The sequence below is a fragment of the Nonomuraea sp. NPDC049624 genome (assembly GCF_040675255.1).
Classification (GTDB): Bacteria; Actinomycetota; Actinomycetes; order Streptosporangiales; family Streptosporangiaceae; genus Nonomuraea.
On sequence record NZ_JBFAOR010000006.1, the window covers coordinates 531,431 to 548,234 of the forward strand.

Sequence of the window (16,804 nt, forward strand, 5' to 3'; positions counted from 1 at the left end):
CCACCGGGGAGGGGCCGCGGCCGCGGCGGTCCGCGTCCGTGCTGGTGAGCGGGCTGGTCGTGACCGCGGGGGTGCTGGCGCTGGTGGCGATGGCGAGCGTGGCGCTCGGGGCGCGGTCGGTGCCGCTCTCGACGGTGATCGACGCGCTGCTCGCCCCGGACGGCTCCAGCGACCACGTCGTCATCCGCGAGCTGCGCATCCCGCGCACGCTGCTCGGCATCGGCGTCGGCGCGACGCTGGGCCTGGCGGGGGCGCTCATCCAGAGCCTGACCCGCAACCCGCTGGCCGACCCCGGGCTGCTCGGCATCAACGAGGGCGCCGCGCTCGGCGTCACGCTCGCGCTCGGCCTGTTCGGCCTCTCCGACCCCGCCGTGTACGTCTGGTTCGCCTTCGGCGGCGCCGCGGTGGCCTCCGTCGTCGTCTACGCGCTGGCCGCGGCGGGCCGCTCCGGCGCCGGCCCGGTACGCCTGGCGCTGGCCGGCGTCGCGCTCGGCATGGTGTTCACGGCCGTCGCCTCGGCGATCCTGCGCATGGACGCGCAGACCTTCGACCGGATGCGGTTCTGGCTGACCGGCTCGCTGGCCGGGCAGAACGCTGACACGCTGGCGCGGCTGGCGCCGTTCATGGCGGCGGGGCTGGCGCTCGGGCTGACGCTGGCCAGGCCGCTCAACATGCTCTCGCTCGGCGACGACGCCGGGCGCTCGCTGGGCGTCGCGGTCGGCAGGACGCGCGTGCTCACCGGCGTGGCCGTCACGCTGCTGTGCGGGGCCGCGACCGCCGCCGCCGGGCCGCTGTGGTTCGTCGGGCTGGTCGTGCCGCACGCCGTGCGCGCGCTGGTGGGCGGCGACCAGCGGTGGGTGCTGCCGTACTCGGCGCTGGCCGCGCCGGTGCTGCTGCTGGGCGCCGACGTCGTCGGGCGGCTGATCGCGCGGCCGGGAGAGGTGCAGGTGGGCATCGTGTGGGCGGTGATCGGCGCGCCGATCTTCATCCTGCTGGCCCGGCGCAGGCGGGTGGCGGCGCTGTGACCGTACGTCTCGGCCCCTGGTCCGTACGGCTCGCGCCCCGGTCCCTGCTCGTCTGCGCCGCCCTCGTGGCGGTCGGCTGCGGGGTGGGCGTGGCGGCGATCGCCACCGGCGAGTTCACCGTCTCCGTGCCCGACGTCCTGGACGCCCTGTTCGGCCAGGGCACGCCGGTCGCCGAGCTGATCGTGAGCAGGTTGCGGGCCCCGCGCGTGGTCACCGGGCTGCTGGTGGGGGCGGCGTTCGGGGCGGGCGGCGCGATCTTCCAGAGCCTGACCAAGAACCCGCTGGGCAGCCCCGACTTCATCGGCTTCACCGCCGGCGCCTCGACGGGCGGCATCCTGGCCGTCGTCGCGGGCGGCTCGGCCATGACGATCGCGGGCGGCGCGCTGGCCGGCTGCGTGGTCACCGCCGTCCTGGTCTACGCGCTGGCCTTCCGGCGCGGCGTGCAGGGCTACCGGCTGGTGCTGGTCGGCATCGGCGCCAACACGCTGCTGCTGGCGGTCAACAACTACCTGCTGACCAGGGCCAACATCAACGACGCGGCCACCGCGGGCGCGTGGCTGACCGGCAGCCTCGCCGGGCGCGGGTGGGACCACGCGATCCCGGTCGCGGTGGCGCTGGCCGTCCTGCTGCCGGTGTGCGCGCTGGTGGCGCGGCCGATGCGGATGATCGAGATGGGCGACGACGCGGCCAGGGCCATGGGCGTCAAGGTCGAGACCGTACGGGCCGCCGCCGTCACGGCCGGGGTGCTGCTGACCGGCGTGGCCACCGCCGCGGCCGGGCCCGTCGTCTTCGTCGCGCTGGCCGCGCCGCAGATCGCCCGCCGGCTGACCCGCTCCCCCGGCGTCACGCTGGGCGCCTCGGCGCTCATGGGCGCGGTGCTGCTCACCGCCTCCGACCTGGTCGCCCAGCGGTTGCTCGCGCCGACCCAGCTGCCCGTCGGGGTGGTCACCGCCGCCGTCGGCGGCACGTACCTCGCCCTGCTTCTGCGAAAGGACCGTCACTGATGGCCGACCACCGACTGTCGGGCACCAGCCTCACCCTCGCCTACGACCAGCGGGTCGTGGCCACCGAGCTCAGCGTGGCGATCCCGGACGAGTCCTTCACCGTGATCATCGGCCCGAACGCGTGCGGCAAGTCCACGCTGCTGCGCGCGCTGGCCAGGATGCTCAGGCCCAGGAAGGGCGCCGTGCACCTGGACGGCAGCCTGATCACCGCGCTGCCGTCGAAGGAGGTGGCGCGGCGGCTGGGCCTGCTGCCGCAGAGCTCGATCGTGCCCGACGGGATCAGTGTGGCCGACCTGGTGGCCCGCGGCCGCTACCCGCACCAGCGGCTCATGCGCCAGTGGTCGAGGGCCGACGAGGCGGCCGTGGCCGAGGCCATGCGCGCGACCGACGTCGCCGGGCTGGCCGACCGGATCGTGGACGAGCTGTCCGGCGGGCAGCGGCAGCGGGTGTGGCTGGCCATGGCCCTGGCCCAGGAGACGCCGATCCTGCTGCTGGACGAGCCCACCACGTTCCTGGACATCTCCCACCAGATCGAGGTGCTCGACCTCTGCGCCGACCTGCACGAGGCCGGCCGGACCATGGTCGCCGTGCTGCACGACCTCAACCAGGCGTGCCGGTACGCCACCCACCTGATCGTCATGCGGGCCGGCGAGGTCGTGGCCGAGGGCGTGCCGGCCGAGATCGTCACGCCCGAGCTGGTCCACCGGGTGTTCGACCTGCGGTGCGAGATCATCCAGGACCCGCAGTCGGGCACGCCGATGATCGTGCCGGAGGCACGGCGGCGGGTGACCGCTCCAGCCTGAGCCAACAACTTGGGCTAGACCGGCTGGACGAGGGCGGCGGCCAGGGCCGTGATGCCCGCGGTCGCGCGCTCGCGGCCGTACTCCTCGCGCAGCACCCCGGCCGCCTCCGCGCCCATCGCGGCCAGCAGCGTGTGGGCCAGCACGTCGGCGTCGGCGCCGGGCCGCGCCTCGGCCAGCAGGATCGCGATGTGGCGGTGCCAGAAGCGGTAGGCGCCGATGCGGTAGCGGGCCCCCGGGCTGGCCGTCTCCGACATCCGCACCAGGTCGAGGTGGGCGTAGAGGTAGTCGAGGTAGGCGGCCGTGAAGGCGGTCAGGCGCTCGGCGGCCGGAGCGCCGGGGCCGACGGGCGGCGGCCCGGACAACACGCGTTGTTGCAGGTCGCGCTCGCGGGCGTCGAGCAGCGCCACCGCCAGCCCCGACTTGTCGCCGAACCTGCGGAACAGCGTGCCCTTGCCGACGCCCGCCGCGGCGGCGACCGCGTCCATCGACACCGCCTCCACGCCCTTCTCGGCGAACAGCCGCGCGGCGGCCGCGAGCACCTTCTCCCTGTTGCGCGCCGCGTCCGCGCGTTCCCTGACCGGTTTGCCGGTCAGCAGCTCCAGCGGCTCGCTTGACGAACCGGACTGCGGTCCGTTAGGTTCCTGGCCATTCACACATCCGGACTTTAGTCCATTTCGCTTGGAGGCCACAATGACCATCACCCGCGAGGAGCTGCACGCCCGTCTGGGCAGCGTGACCGTGCTCGACACGCTCGGCGGCTCCTACTACGCCCAGCAGCACCTGCCCGGGGCCGTCGCCCTGGTGGAGAGCGAGGTCGCCGAGCGCGCCGCCGAGCTGCTGCCCGACAAGGACGCCACCATCGTCACCTACTGCTCCAACCCCGCCTGCGGCAACAGCAAGGCCGTGGCCAACCGGCTGACCGCGCTCGGCTACACCGACGTGCGCCGGTACGTCGAGGGCATCGAGGACTGGGTGGGGGCCGGCCTGCCGGTCGAGTCGTCCCTGTGACCGTCGTCCCGGGAACCGCTCACAGGACTCCGCAGCGGCGCACCGCGAGCAGCGCCAGCGCGCGGGTGACCTCGCGCAGCTCGGCCAGCTCGACCTGCTCCCTGGGCGCGTGCGCGAACCGGACGTCCCCCGGGCCGTAGTGCAGCGTCGGGACGCCGCCCGCAGCGTACAGGCGCAGGTCGCTCCCGTACGGCGCGGCGGCCTCGGCCGGACGGCGGCCCGCGACGTCGGCGACGGCCTCGTTCACCGCGCCGAGCAGCTCGTGCCCGGCGGGCAGCCGGCCGCTGGCGAACTGGCCGCCCGGCCAGGTCACCGCGGGTGGGTTGTCCCGCAGCCACGGGTGACCGGTCGAGGCGACGGCCTCCTCGAAGGCCGCCCGCGCCGCGGCCGGGTCCTCCTCCAGCCGCACACCGAGGCGTCCCTCGGCCACCAGCAGGTCGGGCACGGTGCTCGCCCAGTCGCCGGCCCGCACGGTGCCGACCTCGATGGGGTACGGCATGGGGTTGTCGCCGAAGAGCTCCGGCACGTCCCGGTTGCGTTCGGCCTCCAGACGCCTGATCGCCTCGAACACCGGCCAGAAGACCTCGATCGCGTTGACGCCCTCGTACCGCGTGGCGCCGTGCGCGGCGCGGCCGGCGATCTCCAGCCGGAAGGTCTGCGCGCCGGCGTTGGCGGTGATGACCGCGCCGCTGGTGGGCTCGGTGATCACGGCGGCCTCGGCCGTGTGCCCCCTGGCCAGGGTGGCGAACGCGCCGAGGCCGCCGTCCTCCTCGCTGATCACGCAGTGCACCGCGAGGGGCCTGGCCAGGCGCACCCCCGCCCGCTTCAGCGCCCGTACGACGGCCAGGTTGGCCACCAGGCCGGCCTTCATGTCGCAGGCGCCCCTGCCGTGCAGCACGTCGCCGGTGATCCGGGCGGCGAACGGGTCGCTGCCCTCCCATTTGGCCAGGTCGCCAGTCGGGACGACGTCCACGTGGCCCTGGAGGGCGAGTGCCGGCACGCCTTCGCCCTCGGTCACGGCGACGACGCCGTAACCCTCCTGCCTGGGGGCCTCGGTGCCGGGGAAGCCGGCGCGCGCGGTGAGGTCGGCGAGGTCGAGTTTCCAGACGTCCACGTCCAGGCCGGCCTCGGTGAGCAGGCGGGCGAAGCGGTGCTGGAGGTCGGACTCGGCGTCGGTGCCCGTGACGCTCGGGACGCGCACCGTCTCGGCCAGCAGGCCGACGGTCTCCGCCTCGTCGATGGCGTTCAGGACCCTGGCTTCCACGTCGCGCATGGAGCACACTTTCTCACGCCGTGAACGCCTTTCACGATATATGGCGATACAGGACGTGCGTAGCTGGATGAGCTGGATCGCCGTGACGCCGTTCGCCGTCTGGGCGGCGGTGCGCCTGAGCGGGTTCGAGCCGGACTGGCCGTGGGTGCCGGTGGTCGCGTTCACGCCGCACGCGGCGGTGGGGGCGGCGCTGGGCCTGGCCCTGGCCGGGCTGCTGCGGCGGTGGGCGGCGGGGATGGTCGCGCTGGTCACGGTGCTGGCGCTGGGCGTCGCGGTGCTGCCCCGCGCCCTGCCCGACGCCCTGCCCGACGCCGCGCCGGCCGCCCACGGCGCGGCGCTGCGCGTGCTGGCCGCCAACCTGCTGCTCGGCACGGCCGACGCGGCCGGCCTGACCGCGCAGGTCAGGTCGCTGCGGCCGGACGTGCTGACGTTGCAGGAGTTCACGCCCCTCGCCGAGCGGCGGCTGGCGGCGGCCGGGCTGCGCGAGCTGCTGCCGTACGCGGTGACGTGGCCCGCCCCGGGCGCGGGCGGCTCGGCCGTGTACGCCCGCCATCCCCTCACCGCGGGCGAGCTGATCGAGGCGGGCGGGTTCGGCCAGGCCACGGCCGTGCTGAGACATCCCGGCGGGGCCCGGGTGGAGATCGTCTCGGTGCATCCGTGCGCCCCCAAGCGGACGGGCAGACGGCCGTGCTGGCTGGCGGGCCTGCAACGCCTGCCGCGCGGCGACGGACGGCTGCGCGTGCTGGCCGGCGACTTCAACGCCACCCTCGACCACCTCCCGCTCCGCGAGCTGCTGGCCGCCGGGTACCGCGACGCGGCCGACGCCATGGGCCGCGGCCTGTCGGCGACGTGGGGCGGTTGGGGGCCGCTGCCCGGCGTGACGATCGACCACGTACTGGCCGGCGAGCGCATGGCGGTGCGGGACTTCCGGGTGCTCGCGCCGGTCGGCAGCGACCACCGTCCGGTGTACGCCGAGCTCCTGCTGCCGTGACCCGGACGCCGGCGGGAACAGGACCTGGGAGGATCGCGGGATTCCGGAGCTGCGGCGGCTCGTAAACTGTGACCCGTGGAAGCGCCCAAGTTCGAGATTCAGATGCTGCACGACCGAGTGATGATCCGGCTGGAGCAGGAGGCCGAGGAGCGGCGCAGCGGCTCCGGGATCGTCATCCCCGCGACGGTCAAGATGGCCAACCGGCTGGCGTGGGGCGAGGTCTGCGGCGTCGGCACGAACGTGCGCGCGGTCAAGGTGGGCGACAAGGTGCTGTTCAACCCGGAAGACCAGTTCGAGGTCGAGGTGCACGCGCGGGTCTACCTCGTCATGCGCGAGCGCGACCTGCACGCGGTGGCCACCCAGGAGACCGACCACGGCACGGGCCTGTACCTATGACACGCGGGTCCTGGCGAAGTTGACCCACAGCTCGGCGGCCCAGGTGGCGGCGGGCACGTCCGCGAGCACCCGCGTCGTCCGGCCGGTCAGGTCGAGCACCGACAGGCGGCGGCCCTTCCCGGCCGTCGTGACGGCGATCAGGTGCGTGTCGTCCCACCAGCCGAACAGGGCCGCCGGCTTGACGGCCACGCGCTGGGCGATCGTGCCGGTGGCCAGGTCGACCAGGCACACCTGCTCCTTGAACCGCGAGGGGCACCACGTCGTCAGGCGTTTGCCCGAGGGCGCGTAGGAGTCCTCCGGGCCGGTCGGCAGGCCCACGTTCGCGTACGTGCGCAGCACCGCGCCGTCCGTGGGGCGGTAGACGCGCAGGCCGGTGCCGTACATGCTGACGAGGTTGCCGTCGGGGCTCCACCAGAACCCGGCCCGCCGGGCCAGGCCCGTGACGCGGACGGTGCTCGCGGTGCCCGCGCGCACGTCCACCACCGTGAAGCCGAGCACCCGCCACGTGCCGCCGATCTTCTGCTCGACGGTGAGCGCGACCTTCCCACCGTCCCTGGACCAGGACGCGTAGGCCGCCGTCATGGGCTTCTTGACGGTACGGATCCGCGTGGCCCTGCCGGTGGCCCGGTCGGTGACGACCACGGAGTCGTAGCCCGCCCGGTACGAGGACGGCACCCCGGCCGTCAGGTGGCCGTCGGGCGAGACCGCCACCTCCGACAGGCCCTTCTGCCGGGTGAAGGCGTCGCCGGCGGCGGCGCGCAGGTACGTGCGGCCGGTGCCGAGCCCGTACGCGCTGAGCCGGACCGGGTCACCCGATTTCTCGTGATATTTCATGCCGCCGGTTTCCGGCAACGTCAGGTCGGCCCGAGCGGCGGCCGGGGCGAGGAACGTCAGCGACAGCACGACGGCGAGGTGAGCGATCACGCCCGCAGAATAGGCAGGGAAAGGCGGCGATTCCGGGAACGATAACGACCCGGTCTGAAAGCCCCTCCGGAACTAGACGAAACGCTGGGCGATCTCCAGCAGGTCGATGCCGAGCGTCAGCATGCCGAAATAGACGATCACCGCGGCGGCGGCCACGGTCACCAGCAGCACGAGGATGCGCACCGTCCAGCCCTGCCGCTTGTACCACTGCGTCCAGGCGTGCAGCGTCTGCTTGCCGAACTCCAGCACCCGGTGGGCCCAGTGGAACTCGGTGGCCAGCACCGCCAGCCCGGCGAACACCACGAGCCAGCCCGGCCCGGGGAACGGCACCATGATCAGGCCGCCGACCACCATCACCGCGCCGATGACGCCGACCACGATCTTCAGCGTGAGCGCGCCCGCGCGGGTGGACCGTATGCCGTCGAGCCGGCCCTTCAGGCCGCCGCGGCGGGCGGGCATGGCGGAGCGGTCGGCGGCCTCGTCCTTCATCACGTCGGCGTCGCCCGTCTCGGAGTTCTGGATCGGCACGTCTCCCCCGTGTCGTCGGCTGTCTCTCAGGATACGGCCCACATCGACAGGAACACTTGCAGACCACTAGCAGGTCGCCAAACAGGACGAAGAGTAAAATTTCCCGCCAGAAGGGAGGGGATTCCGGCAACTATCGGTTAATGTCTGCTATGCCCGAGGTCATCCTTCGCACCGTCACCGGCCCCATTCGCGCGGCAGCGGTGAACGGCGCCGTACTCCCCCACGAGCACCTGCGCAACGACATGCGCTGGGCGGTCGGCATCGACTCCGACCCCCACCGCTGGCTCGACGAGGAGACCACTGTCACCGCGGAGCTCCGCGAGCTGCGCCAGTCCGACGAGCTCAACCTGGTGGTCGACCTGACCTGCCTCGGCATGGGTCGCGACGCCGCCGCCCTGGCCCGCATCGCGGCGGGCAGCCGGGTGCCGGTGATCGCCTCCACCGGCTTCTTCGCCCAGCCGTTCAGCGACGTCGGCGACGAGGACGTCGAGCAGCTCACCCGGCGCCTGATGACCGAGATCTCCAGCGGCGTGGACGGCACGGGTGTCTTCCCCGGCGTGATCGGCGAGGTCGGCAGCTGGGGCGCCGAGCCCACCGCCCGCGAGGAGCGCTGCCTGCGCGCCGCCGCCCGCGCCTCCCGGCAGTCGCGCCTGCCCGTCGCCACCCACGGCCAGAACGCCCTGGCGCTGCTGGAGATCCTGCTCGGCGAGAACCTGCCCGGCTCCCGCGTGGCCGCCGGCTACTCCGGCGACCTGGGCGGCGCCCGCAAGATCGCCGAGGCGGGCGCGTACGTCAGCCTCAGCGTCCTGGCGCTCGGCCCCGACCAGGCGGCCAGGATCGCGCTCGGCCTCATCGAGGACGGCCACGCCGACCGCCTGCTCCTCAGCACCGGCCTGAGCCGCGTGGCCCAGGTCCAGCGGTACGGCGGCTGCGGCTACGCCCACCTGTTCCACAGCCTGCTCCCCCGCCTGCGCGAGGCCGGCACCGGCGAGGACGTCATCCGCCTGATCACCCACGACAACCCCCTGCGCTGGCTGACCGACGGCATGCGCTGACCCGCCCGGCTGACCAACGGAATGCGCTGACCCGACCGGCTCCCCTTCACCGGCTGACTCGCGGACCCGGTCGGCTTCCCTGCGCCGGTGGGGCTGATCCGGGACCTCTCGGCAAGATCGTCTCAGGGCGGCCGGGCGGGCGGTGATCGGACCTCGCCGCCCGGAACTCGCTAGGATCAGGGGCGACACGAGCCTGGCCGGGTGGGGGATGGTGAGCGAGCACACGCAACGCGGCGGGCGCCTGCGCAGGCCGTTCGCGGCGCTGTCGCGCCTGAGCCGGGTGGGCGACGTCCCGGTCGTGGTCATGCTGGCCTGGGCCGGGTGGCTGGCCGTCCCGTGGTCGTTCAGCGGCCTCGCGCAGGCCAGGGCCGCGGCAGCGGCGGCCGCCGCCGACGCCGAGCCCCCGCCCTCGTCCCACGCCTCCGACACCGCCCCACCGCCGTCCGCGCTCGCCTCCCACAGCACGCCGCCGTCTGCCGCCGGCTCTCGCATCGGGTCGCCGTCCGGGGCGGCCTCGCAGAGCACGTCGCCGTCCGCGTTCGTTCCGGGGGTGTCCGTTGCCGGGGGCGGGGGGCTGTGCGGTCCGGGGGCTGGGGAGGCGGCTTCGGGGCGCGGGGCCTGGCCGGTGGGTGCGGCCTGGGGGATCCCGGCGCCCGCGGTCGCCCACCCCGCCGCCACCGTTCGTCCCGCCGGGCCCATCGGTCCCGCCGGGCCTACCCGTCCTGCCGGGCCTACCAGCCCCGCCGGGCCCGCCGCCACCGCCGCTGCCTTCGCGACCGCCACCACCCCGTACGCGCCGGAGGCCGTTCCTCCCGGTGAGGCCGGGGCGGTGGCGGCCGAGCGGGCGCGGATCGCCGGAGAGGTGCACGACGCCGCCGGTCACGGGCTCGCCGCCATCGCGATGCAGGCCGGGCTCGCGCTCGTCGTCCTCGACGACGACCCCGAGCAGGCACGGGCCTCGCTCCGGGCGATCAGGGAGACCAGCACGACCGCCCTGGCCCACCTGCGCGCCGCGCTCGACGGCATCGACCCGCCGGCCGGCGACCTGACCGGCCTCGTCGCGGGCGTACGCGCCGCCGGCCTGCCGGTCGACGTCGAGCCCGCCGACCCGGCCGTGCCCGCCCATCTCAGGGACGCCGTCTACCGGGTGGTCCGCGAGTCCCTGACGAACGTGCTCCGGCACGCCGGCCCGACCAGGGCCTCGGTGCGCCTGGCCGACGGGCCGTGCGGGTTCGTCCTGGAGGTGGCCGACCGCGGCGCGGGCTGGAACGGCGCCGCCGAGGGCCGCGGGCTGGCCGGGATGCGCGCCCACGTCGCCGAGGCGGGCGGCCGGCTCACCGCCGGTCCCCGCGAGGGCGGCGGCTTCCAGGTGACCGCCCGCTTCCCCCGGTCCGAGGCATGACCGCGCCCGGCCCAGGCCCTCACCGTCCAGCCCCGGACGTGCACGACCCCGGCGCAGCCCCGCCCGATGTCGACGCCGGGGGGCGCGCGATCAGGGTGGCGGTCGCCGACGACCAGGCCGTCGTGCGGATGGGGCTGCGGGCGCTGCTGGAGCGGGAGCCCGGCATGGAGTGCGTGGGCGAGGCGGCCGACGGCGCCGCGGCGCTCGACCTGATCCGCCGCACCCGTCCCGACGTGCTGCTGCTCGACATCCGCATGCCCGGCACCGACGGCCTGTCCGCGTTGCGCGCCGTGGCCGGCGATCCCACCCTGGCCGGCACCCGGATCGTCGTGGTGACGACGTTCGCCGTCGACGAGTACGTCTTCGCCGCCCTCCAGGCCGGGGCGAGCGGCTTCGTGCTCAAGGACAGCGCGCCCGACGAGCTGGTCAACGCCGTGCGCGTGGTGGCGGCCGGCGAGGCGCTGCTGTCGCCGTCCATCACCAGGAAGGTCATCGGGCTGTTCGGCCGCGGCGGCGCCGAGCCCGTCGAGGGTCTGGACACACTCACCCCGCGCGAGCGCGAGCTGGTGGCGTGGGTGGCGACGGGCCGGTCCAACGACGAGATCGCCAGGGAGCTGGTGATCAGCCCCGACACCGTGCGCACCCACGTCAGCCGGGCCATGGTGAAGCTGCGCGCCCGCGACCGGGCCCAGCTGGTGGTGTTCGCCATGCGGGCCGGGCTCGCGCCGCCGCTCTGAGCCGGGCGGTGCGGGCCGGGCTGGCGCCGCCGCGCCGAGCCGGGCCCGCGGCCTACCGCAGGAAGCCCTCGTAGTTGCGCTGCTGGAGCTGGGCCTCGATCTGCTTGACCGTGTCCAGCCCGACGCCGACCATGATGAGCACGCTGGTCCCGCCGAAGGGGAAGTTCTGCTGCGTGCCGGGGTCGCGCAGGATCGCGAACGCCACCAGCGGCAGCAGCGCCAGCACGCCGAGGTAGAGGGCTCCGGGCGCGGTCAGCCGCGACAACACGTACGCCAGGTAGCGGGCCGTCGGCGCGCCCGGCCGGATCCCCGGCACGAACCCCCCGAACCGCCGCATGTTGTCGGCCACCTCGACGGGGTTGAAAGTGATCGCGACGTAGAAGTAGGCGAAGGAGACGATCAGCAGCACGTACACGCTCATGTAGAGCGGATGGGTGCCGGCGGTCAGGTTGCGCGAGACCCAGGCGCCCGCCTCCGCGCCGAGCAGCGGCGCGGCCAGCGTCGGCACGTAGAGCAGCGACGAGGTGAAGATCACCGGTACGATCCCCGCCTGGTTGACCTTGAGCGGGATGTACGTGCTGCTCCCCCCGTACATGCGCCGCCCCACCATGCGCTTGGCGTACTGGACGGGCACCCGCCGCTGGGCCTGCTCGACGAACACCACCGCCGCCACCAGGCACAGCCCGGCCGCCAGCATCACCGCGAACCCGAACGGCGTGAGCACGAAGATCTTGGCCAGGTACCCCGGGAACACCGCCACGACCTGCGTGAACATCAGGATCGACATGCCGTTCCCGATCCCCCGGTCGGTGATCAGCTCCCCCATCCACATGACCACGCAGGTGCCCGCGACCATCGTCGCCACGATCACGGACACCGCGAGCAGCCCCTGGTCGCGCAGCAGCGGACGGGCACACCCGGGCAGCAGGTTCCCCGAACGGGCCAGGGTGACGACGGTGGTGGCGTTCAGGACGGCGAGGCCGACGGTCAGGTAACGGGTGTACTGGGTGATCCGCGCCTGCCCGTTGGACCCCTCCTTCCTCAGCGCGTCGAGCCGCGGCACCACCACGGCGGACAGCTGCAGGATGATGCTGGCCGTGATGTAGGGCATGACGCCCAGCGCGAACACCGACAGCTGCAACATCGCGCCGCCGCTGAGCATCTGCATCATGTCGAAGACGCCGCCGCTCGCCGAGCCCACGCACTGCCGCACGGCCACGACGTCCACGCCGGGGGCGGGCATGATCTGGCCGAGGCGGAACAGCACGATCAGCCCCAACGTGGACAGCAGTTTCCTGCGCAGCTCCGGCACCCGGAACGCTCTGGCGAAGACGGTCAGCATGAGCAGGAAGTCTGTCCGCGGGCGCGCCGGACGTCGTCCGCCCAGGCGAGGCACCCGAATACGCAGATCCGCGTAGGTTGGGCGCATGACGACCGTGTGGGTGATCAGCGGGCCGCCGGGGGCGGGCAAGTCCACGGTGGCGGCCGAGCTGCTGGCCCGCCTGTCGCCGGTGCCGGCCCTGCTCGACAAGGACACCGTCTACGGCGACCTCGTCGCGGAGGTCCTGCGGGCCCACGGCCGCGACCAGGGCGAGCGCGAGGGCCCCTGGTACGACCGGCACGTCAAGCACCATGAGTACACCGGCCTGACCAGGATCGCCGCGCAGATCCGCGGCCACGGCTGCCCGGTGCTGCTCGACGGCCCGTTCACCGCGCAGGTGCACGACGCGGCGCGGTGGGCTCAGTGGGTGGCGGAGCTGGGCGGCCCGCCCGTGCGCCTGTTGTGGGTGCGTTCGGACGGGCCGACGCTGCGCGCCCGGCTGGAGGCGCGCGGCCTGGCCAGGGACGCCGGCAAGCTGGCGGCCTTCGCCGACTACCTGCGGAACATCCGGGTGGACGAGCCGCCCGTCGTGCCGCACCTGGAGATCGACAACCGGCGGGGCGCGCCGCCGGTCGGCGACCAGCTCACGGCGGCGGGTACACCGCCGCGAACACGGCCGGCAGCCGGGGGACGAGCCGGGTGAACCGCCCCTCCTCGTAGGAGGCGCCCGGCTCGTTGCTGAGCTGCTGGGACACGGGCCCGGCGATCAGGCTCGCGGCCAGGGCCAGCCCCTCCTCGCCCGCGGCGTCGGGATGCAGCTCCCCGCGCCCGACCGCGGCCCTGATCAGCTCGGCGAAATGCTCGTGGACGGCCAGCGCGGGCGCGTACGCCTCCGGCGAGGGCGCGAACCCCGGCACCGGCCGCCAGAACATCAGCTGGGCCAGCACCTGGTTCTCCATGATCCACCGCGCTCCGGCCTCCAGGGACGGCCCCATGGCCGCCAGCCCCGGCTCATGCGCCTCGGCCCCCCGCCGCACGGCCTCCAGATAGCCCTCCTGCCCGCGCCTGAACAGGGCGTCGTAGACCGCGTGCCGGGACGGGAAGTACTTGTACAGCGACGGCGGCTGGATCCCGAGCCGCCTGGCCACGGTCGCCAGGCTCAGCCCCGCGACGCCCTCCTCCGCCATCACGTCGAGGGCGATGCCGAGGATCTCGGCCTGCGTCTCGGCTCGTCGTCGTGCTCGCCGGTCGGGAATGTCAGCCACATGGAATAGCTTAGGCTATAGGTAGTAGCCAAAGCTATTGGGGGTGTGTCCCGTGTCGCGCGACATCGAGCTGATCGGCCTGCGGCAGAACAATCTCAAGGACGTCTCGCTGCGGCTGCCCAAGGAGCGGCTGACGGTGTTCACCGGCGTGTCGGGGTCGGGCAAGTCCTCGATCGTGTTCGGCACCATCGCCACGGAGTCCCAGCGGCAGCTCAACGAGACCTTCAGCGCGTTCGTCAGGAACCGGCTGCCCAAGCACGAGCGCCCGCGCGCCGAGCGCATGTCCGGCCTGACCGCCGCCGTGATCGTGGACCAGAAGCCGGTCGGCGGCGGCGCCCGCTCGACCGTGGGCACGATGACCGAGGTGCACGCGATCCTGCGGGTGCTGTTCTCGCGGCGCGGCGAGCCGTCGGCGGGGCCCGCGACGGCGTACTCGTTCAACGACCCGCAGGGCATGTGCCCGGTCTGCGACGGCCTGGGGAAGAAGGTGGAGGCCGACGTCGGCAAGATGCTCGACGAGGAGCTCTCGCTGAACGAGGGCGCGATCCGCATGGCCCCGCCCGGGTCGTACGTGTGGCAGCTCTACGCCAGGTCGGGGCTGTTCGACCCGGACAAGCCGCTGCGCGGCTTCACGCCGCAGGAGCGAGACCTGCTGCTGTACGGCGGCGGCTTCAAGGTCAGCCGGGGTGAGTACACCAACACCTACGAGGGGCTGGTCACCCGGTTCGAGCGCGTCCACCTCAAGCGCGACCTCGACCAGCTCGACAAGGCCGCGGCGCCGTACGTGCGGCAGGCCACCTGCCCGGAGTGCGGCGGACGGCGGCTCAACGCGGCCGCGCTGGCCTCGCGCATCGACGGGCTGTCCATCGCCGACCACTGCGCGATGGAGGTGACCGACCTCATCGGCGTGCTGGAGGGCCTCCGCGACCCGGTGGCGGAGGCGGCGGTGGAGTCGTTGCGCCGGATCGACGCCATCGGCCTCGGCTACCTCAGCCTCGACCGCGGGACGCCGACGTTGTCGGGCGGCGAGGCGCAGCGGCTCAAGACCGTGCGGAACCTGGGCAGCAGCCTCACCGGCATGACGTACATCTTCGACGAGCCCAGCGTGGGGCTGCACCCGCGTGACGTCCACCGGCTCGGCGACCTGCTGGTCGAGCTGCGTGACAAGGGCAACACGGTGCTGGTCGTCGAGCACGACCGCGACCTGATCGAGCTGGCCGACCACGTGGTGGACATGGGGCCGGGCGCGGGCACGCGGGGCGGCCGGGTGGTGTTCGAGGGCACGGTGGCGGCGCTGACGTCCGGCGGCACGCTGACCGGCCGCATGTTGCGGCGGGTCACCGGGCTCAAGGACGCCGTGCGCGCCCCGGCCGGCTGGCTGACCGTCGAGAACGCGAACGCCCACAACCTCAAGGACGTCACCGTACGCGTGCCGCTCGGCGTGCTCACCGCGGTCACCGGCGTGGCCGGGTCGGGCAAGAGCACGCTGATGCGCCAGGAGCTGGTCGCCCGGCATCCGCACGTGGTGCTCATCGACCAGTCGGCCATCGGCGGCTCGCCGCGCTCGACCCCGGCGACCTACCTCGACGCCATGGACCCGCTGCGCAAGCTGTTCGCCGACGCCCACGGGGTGCGGCCGGGGCTGTTCAGCTTCAACTCGGCCGGCGCGTGCCCGGTGTGCAAGGGGCGCGGCGAGATCAAGACGGATCTGGCGTTCATGGACCCGGTGACCCGGGTGTGCGACGCGTGCGGGGGCAGCCGGTACAGCGAGCAGGCGCTGTCGTACACGGTGGAGGGCCGCACGATCGCGGACGTGCTCGCGATGACGGCCGAGGAGGCCGCGGGCCTGTTCGACCTGCCGGGCATCGGCGGGCTCGGCGCGCTCGGGCTCGGCTACCTGACCCTCGGGCAGCCGCTCAGCACGCTGTCCGGCGGGGAGCGGCAGCGGCTCAAGCTGGCGCACCGGATGCGCGAGCGCGGCCAGGTGTACGTCTTCGACGAGCCGACGACCGGCCTGCACATGGCCGACGTGGACACGCTGCTGGCCCTGCTCGACCGGCTGGTGGACGGCGGCGACACGGTCATCGTCGTCGAGCACGACCTCGACGTGGTCAAGCACGCCGACTGGGTCATCGACCTCGGCCCCGAGGCGGGCCGGCACGGCGGCGAGGTGATCTTCGAAGGCACCCCGGCCGAACTGACCGAAGCATCCACCTATACCGCGAAATATCTGGTCAAGTCACTCGATAGTCGTCGTCCCGGACGTCCAGCACGGCCATGTGCCCTGGCAGATGACCGATCGCGTACTCCACGCCGCTCGCCATGACCGCTGCCTGCGGCGTCACCCCGCAGGCCCAGAACAGCGGCACGTCCCCCGGCCGCAGCTCCACCGGGTCACCGAAGTCGGGACGCCCCAGGTCGAGCACGCCGATCGCGGCCGGGTCGCCCACGTGCACCGGCGCGCCGTGCACCCGCGGATACCTGCCGCTCACCTCGACGGCCGTCCGCACCAGCTCCTCCGGGACCGGCCGCATCGAGACGACCAGCGGCCCCGACAACGAGGCGGTGGACTCGCAGGACACGTTCGTGCGGTACATCGGCACGTTCCTGCCCTGTTCCAGGTGCCGCACCGGGACACCGGCGGCCAGCAGCGCCGCCTCGAAGGTGAAGCTGCAGCCGATGAGGAACGGCACGAGGTCGTCCCGCCACTGGCCGGTCACCTCGTCCAGGTCGGCCACCGGCTCGCCGTCGCGGTAGAGGCGGTAGCCGGGCAGGTCGGTGCGCAGGTCGCCGCGGAACAGGGTGGTCGACCAGGCGCCCGGCTCGCCCACGTCCAGCACGGGGCAGGCCTGGGGGTTGCGGTGGGCGAACAGCAGCAGCTCGTACCGCAGGGCGGCGGGCACGGCGATCAGGTTGGCCTGCGTCCAGCCGCGGCACCAGCCCGCGGTGGGCACCCGTTCGCCGACGCGGAAGCGGGCCCGCGCCTGGGCGGGGGTCAAGGTGGCGACGTCCACCTCTCGACACTATGGCGACCGCCCCACCCGGTCCACATCGCCGCCCTGTGCACATCAC

The 16,804-nt window shown here is 73.8% G+C and carries 18 protein-coding genes; 11 read left to right on the top strand and 7 right to left on the bottom strand.

What is annotated here, in order from left to right; genetic code table 11:
• The first annotated feature begins 38 nt into the window (after positions 1-38).
• The 3 genes from AB0J76_RS27165 to AB0J76_RS27175 are packed head-to-tail and all read left to right on the top strand — an operon-like array spanning position 39 to position 2,832.
• The gene (locus tag AB0J76_RS27165) at positions 39-1,025 is read left to right on the top strand and encodes an iron chelate uptake ABC transporter family permease subunit (protein ID WP_364390775.1); all 987 of its coding nucleotides are present in this window, start codon (positions 39-41) and stop codon (positions 1,023-1,025) included.
• Positions 1,022-2,029, top strand: coding sequence for an iron chelate uptake ABC transporter family permease subunit (locus tag AB0J76_RS27170; RefSeq protein WP_352323681.1), 1,008 nt, complete (start codon positions 1,022-1,024; stop codon positions 2,027-2,029). Before AB0J76_RS27165 ends, AB0J76_RS27170 begins: the two co-directional genes overlap by 4 nt.
• A complete protein-coding gene (locus AB0J76_RS27175; protein WP_352323682.1) occupies positions 2,029-2,832 on the top strand; it encodes an ABC transporter ATP-binding protein in 804 nt (267 codons plus the stop codon). Before AB0J76_RS27170 ends, AB0J76_RS27175 begins: the two co-directional genes overlap by 1 nt.
• A gap of 14 nt (positions 2,833-2,846) precedes the next feature.
• On the opposite strand, the gene AB0J76_RS27180 is transcribed toward AB0J76_RS27175, so the two are convergent.
• Positions 2,847-3,485 (bottom strand): TetR/AcrR family transcriptional regulator, encoded by a 639-nt coding sequence (locus tag AB0J76_RS27180; protein ID WP_352323683.1) that lies wholly within the window; start codon positions 3,483-3,485, stop codon positions 2,847-2,849.
• 37 nt (positions 3,486-3,522) lie between these two features.
• Between AB0J76_RS27180 and AB0J76_RS27185 the strand changes: the two genes are divergently transcribed.
• Positions 3,523-3,840, top strand: coding sequence for a rhodanese-like domain-containing protein (locus AB0J76_RS27185; RefSeq protein ID WP_352323684.1), 318 nt, complete (start codon positions 3,523-3,525; stop codon positions 3,838-3,840).
• A 19-nt stretch (positions 3,841-3,859) separates the two neighbouring features.
• Here AB0J76_RS27185 and AB0J76_RS27190 read toward each other — a convergent pair whose 3' ends face one another.
• Entirely contained in the window at positions 3,860-5,113 is a 1,254-nt protein-coding gene (locus AB0J76_RS27190; RefSeq protein WP_352323685.1) for an ArgE/DapE family deacylase, read from the bottom strand.
• Between the two features lie 67 nt (positions 5,114-5,180).
• On the opposite strand from AB0J76_RS27190, the gene AB0J76_RS27195 reads away from it, so the two are divergent.
• Together AB0J76_RS27195 and AB0J76_RS27200 are read left to right on the top strand one after the other, a co-directional pair.
• Complete coding sequence (locus AB0J76_RS27195) at positions 5,181-6,104, top strand: endonuclease/exonuclease/phosphatase family protein (protein WP_364390780.1); 924 nt, start codon at positions 5,181-5,183, stop codon at positions 6,102-6,104.
• Between the two features lie 75 nt (positions 6,105-6,179).
• Positions 6,180-6,500, top strand: coding sequence for a co-chaperone GroES (locus AB0J76_RS27200; protein WP_352327236.1), 321 nt, complete (start codon positions 6,180-6,182; stop codon positions 6,498-6,500).
• Here AB0J76_RS27200 and AB0J76_RS27205 read toward each other — a convergent pair.
• Complete coding sequence (locus AB0J76_RS27205; protein ID WP_352327237.1) at positions 6,495-7,424, bottom strand: hypothetical protein; 930 nt, start codon at positions 7,422-7,424, stop codon at positions 6,495-6,497. The two genes, AB0J76_RS27200 and AB0J76_RS27205, sit on opposite strands and share 6 nt — an antisense overlap.
• Positions 7,425-7,496: 72 nt before the next feature.
• The gene (locus AB0J76_RS27210) at positions 7,497-7,952 is read right to left on the bottom strand and encodes a TIGR02611 family protein (protein WP_352327238.1); all 456 of its coding nucleotides are present in this window, start codon (positions 7,950-7,952) and stop codon (positions 7,497-7,499) included.
• Positions 7,953-8,101: 149 nt separating this feature from the next.
• On the opposite strand from AB0J76_RS27210, the gene AB0J76_RS27215 reads away from it, so the two are divergent.
• The 3 genes from AB0J76_RS27215 (at position 8,102) to AB0J76_RS27225 (ending at position 11,146) form a co-directional block, all read left to right on the top strand.
• A complete protein-coding gene (locus AB0J76_RS27215; RefSeq protein ID WP_352327239.1) occupies positions 8,102-9,007 on the top strand; it encodes an aryldialkylphosphatase in 906 nt (301 codons plus the stop codon).
• A gap of 208 nt (positions 9,008-9,215) precedes the next feature.
• Positions 9,216-10,409 carry a sensor histidine kinase gene (locus tag AB0J76_RS27220; protein ID WP_352327240.1) on the top strand — a complete coding sequence of 398 codons (1,194 nt, stop codon included), beginning with the start codon at positions 9,216-9,218 and terminating at the stop codon, positions 10,407-10,409.
• A 38-nt stretch (positions 10,410-10,447) separates the two neighbouring features.
• The gene (locus AB0J76_RS27225; protein ID WP_352327241.1) at positions 10,448-11,146 is read left to right on the top strand and encodes a response regulator transcription factor; all 699 of its coding nucleotides are present in this window, start codon (positions 10,448-10,450) and stop codon (positions 11,144-11,146) included.
• 52 nt (positions 11,147-11,198) lie between these two features.
• On the opposite strand, the gene secY is transcribed toward AB0J76_RS27225, so the two are convergent.
• Positions 11,199-12,488 (bottom strand): preprotein translocase subunit SecY, encoded by a 1,290-nt coding sequence (secY, locus tag AB0J76_RS27230; protein ID WP_352327242.1) that lies wholly within the window; start codon positions 12,486-12,488, stop codon positions 11,199-11,201.
• Positions 12,489-12,573: 85 nt separating this feature from the next.
• Between secY and AB0J76_RS27235 the strand changes: the two genes are divergently transcribed.
• Positions 12,574-13,170 (top strand): AAA family ATPase, encoded by a 597-nt coding sequence (locus tag AB0J76_RS27235; RefSeq protein ID WP_352327243.1) that lies wholly within the window; start codon positions 12,574-12,576, stop codon positions 13,168-13,170.
• Here AB0J76_RS27235 and AB0J76_RS27240 read toward each other — a convergent pair.
• Positions 13,112-13,732 (bottom strand): TetR/AcrR family transcriptional regulator, encoded by a 621-nt coding sequence (locus AB0J76_RS27240; RefSeq protein WP_352327244.1) that lies wholly within the window; start codon positions 13,730-13,732, stop codon positions 13,112-13,114. The genes AB0J76_RS27235 and AB0J76_RS27240 overlap by 59 nt on opposite strands.
• 52 nt (positions 13,733-13,784) lie before the next feature.
• Here AB0J76_RS27240 and AB0J76_RS27245 point away from each other — a divergent pair, with 52 nt between their 5' ends.
• Positions 13,785-16,058, top strand: coding sequence for an excinuclease ABC subunit UvrA (locus AB0J76_RS27245; RefSeq protein ID WP_352327245.1), 2,274 nt, complete (start codon positions 13,785-13,787; stop codon positions 16,056-16,058).
• Here AB0J76_RS27245 and AB0J76_RS27250 read toward each other — a convergent pair.
• Complete coding sequence (locus tag AB0J76_RS27250; protein ID WP_352327246.1) at positions 15,967-16,746, bottom strand: putative hydro-lyase; 780 nt, start codon at positions 16,744-16,746, stop codon at positions 15,967-15,969. The two genes, AB0J76_RS27245 and AB0J76_RS27250, sit on opposite strands and share 92 nt — an antisense overlap.
• Positions 16,747-16,804: the final 58 nt, after the last annotated feature.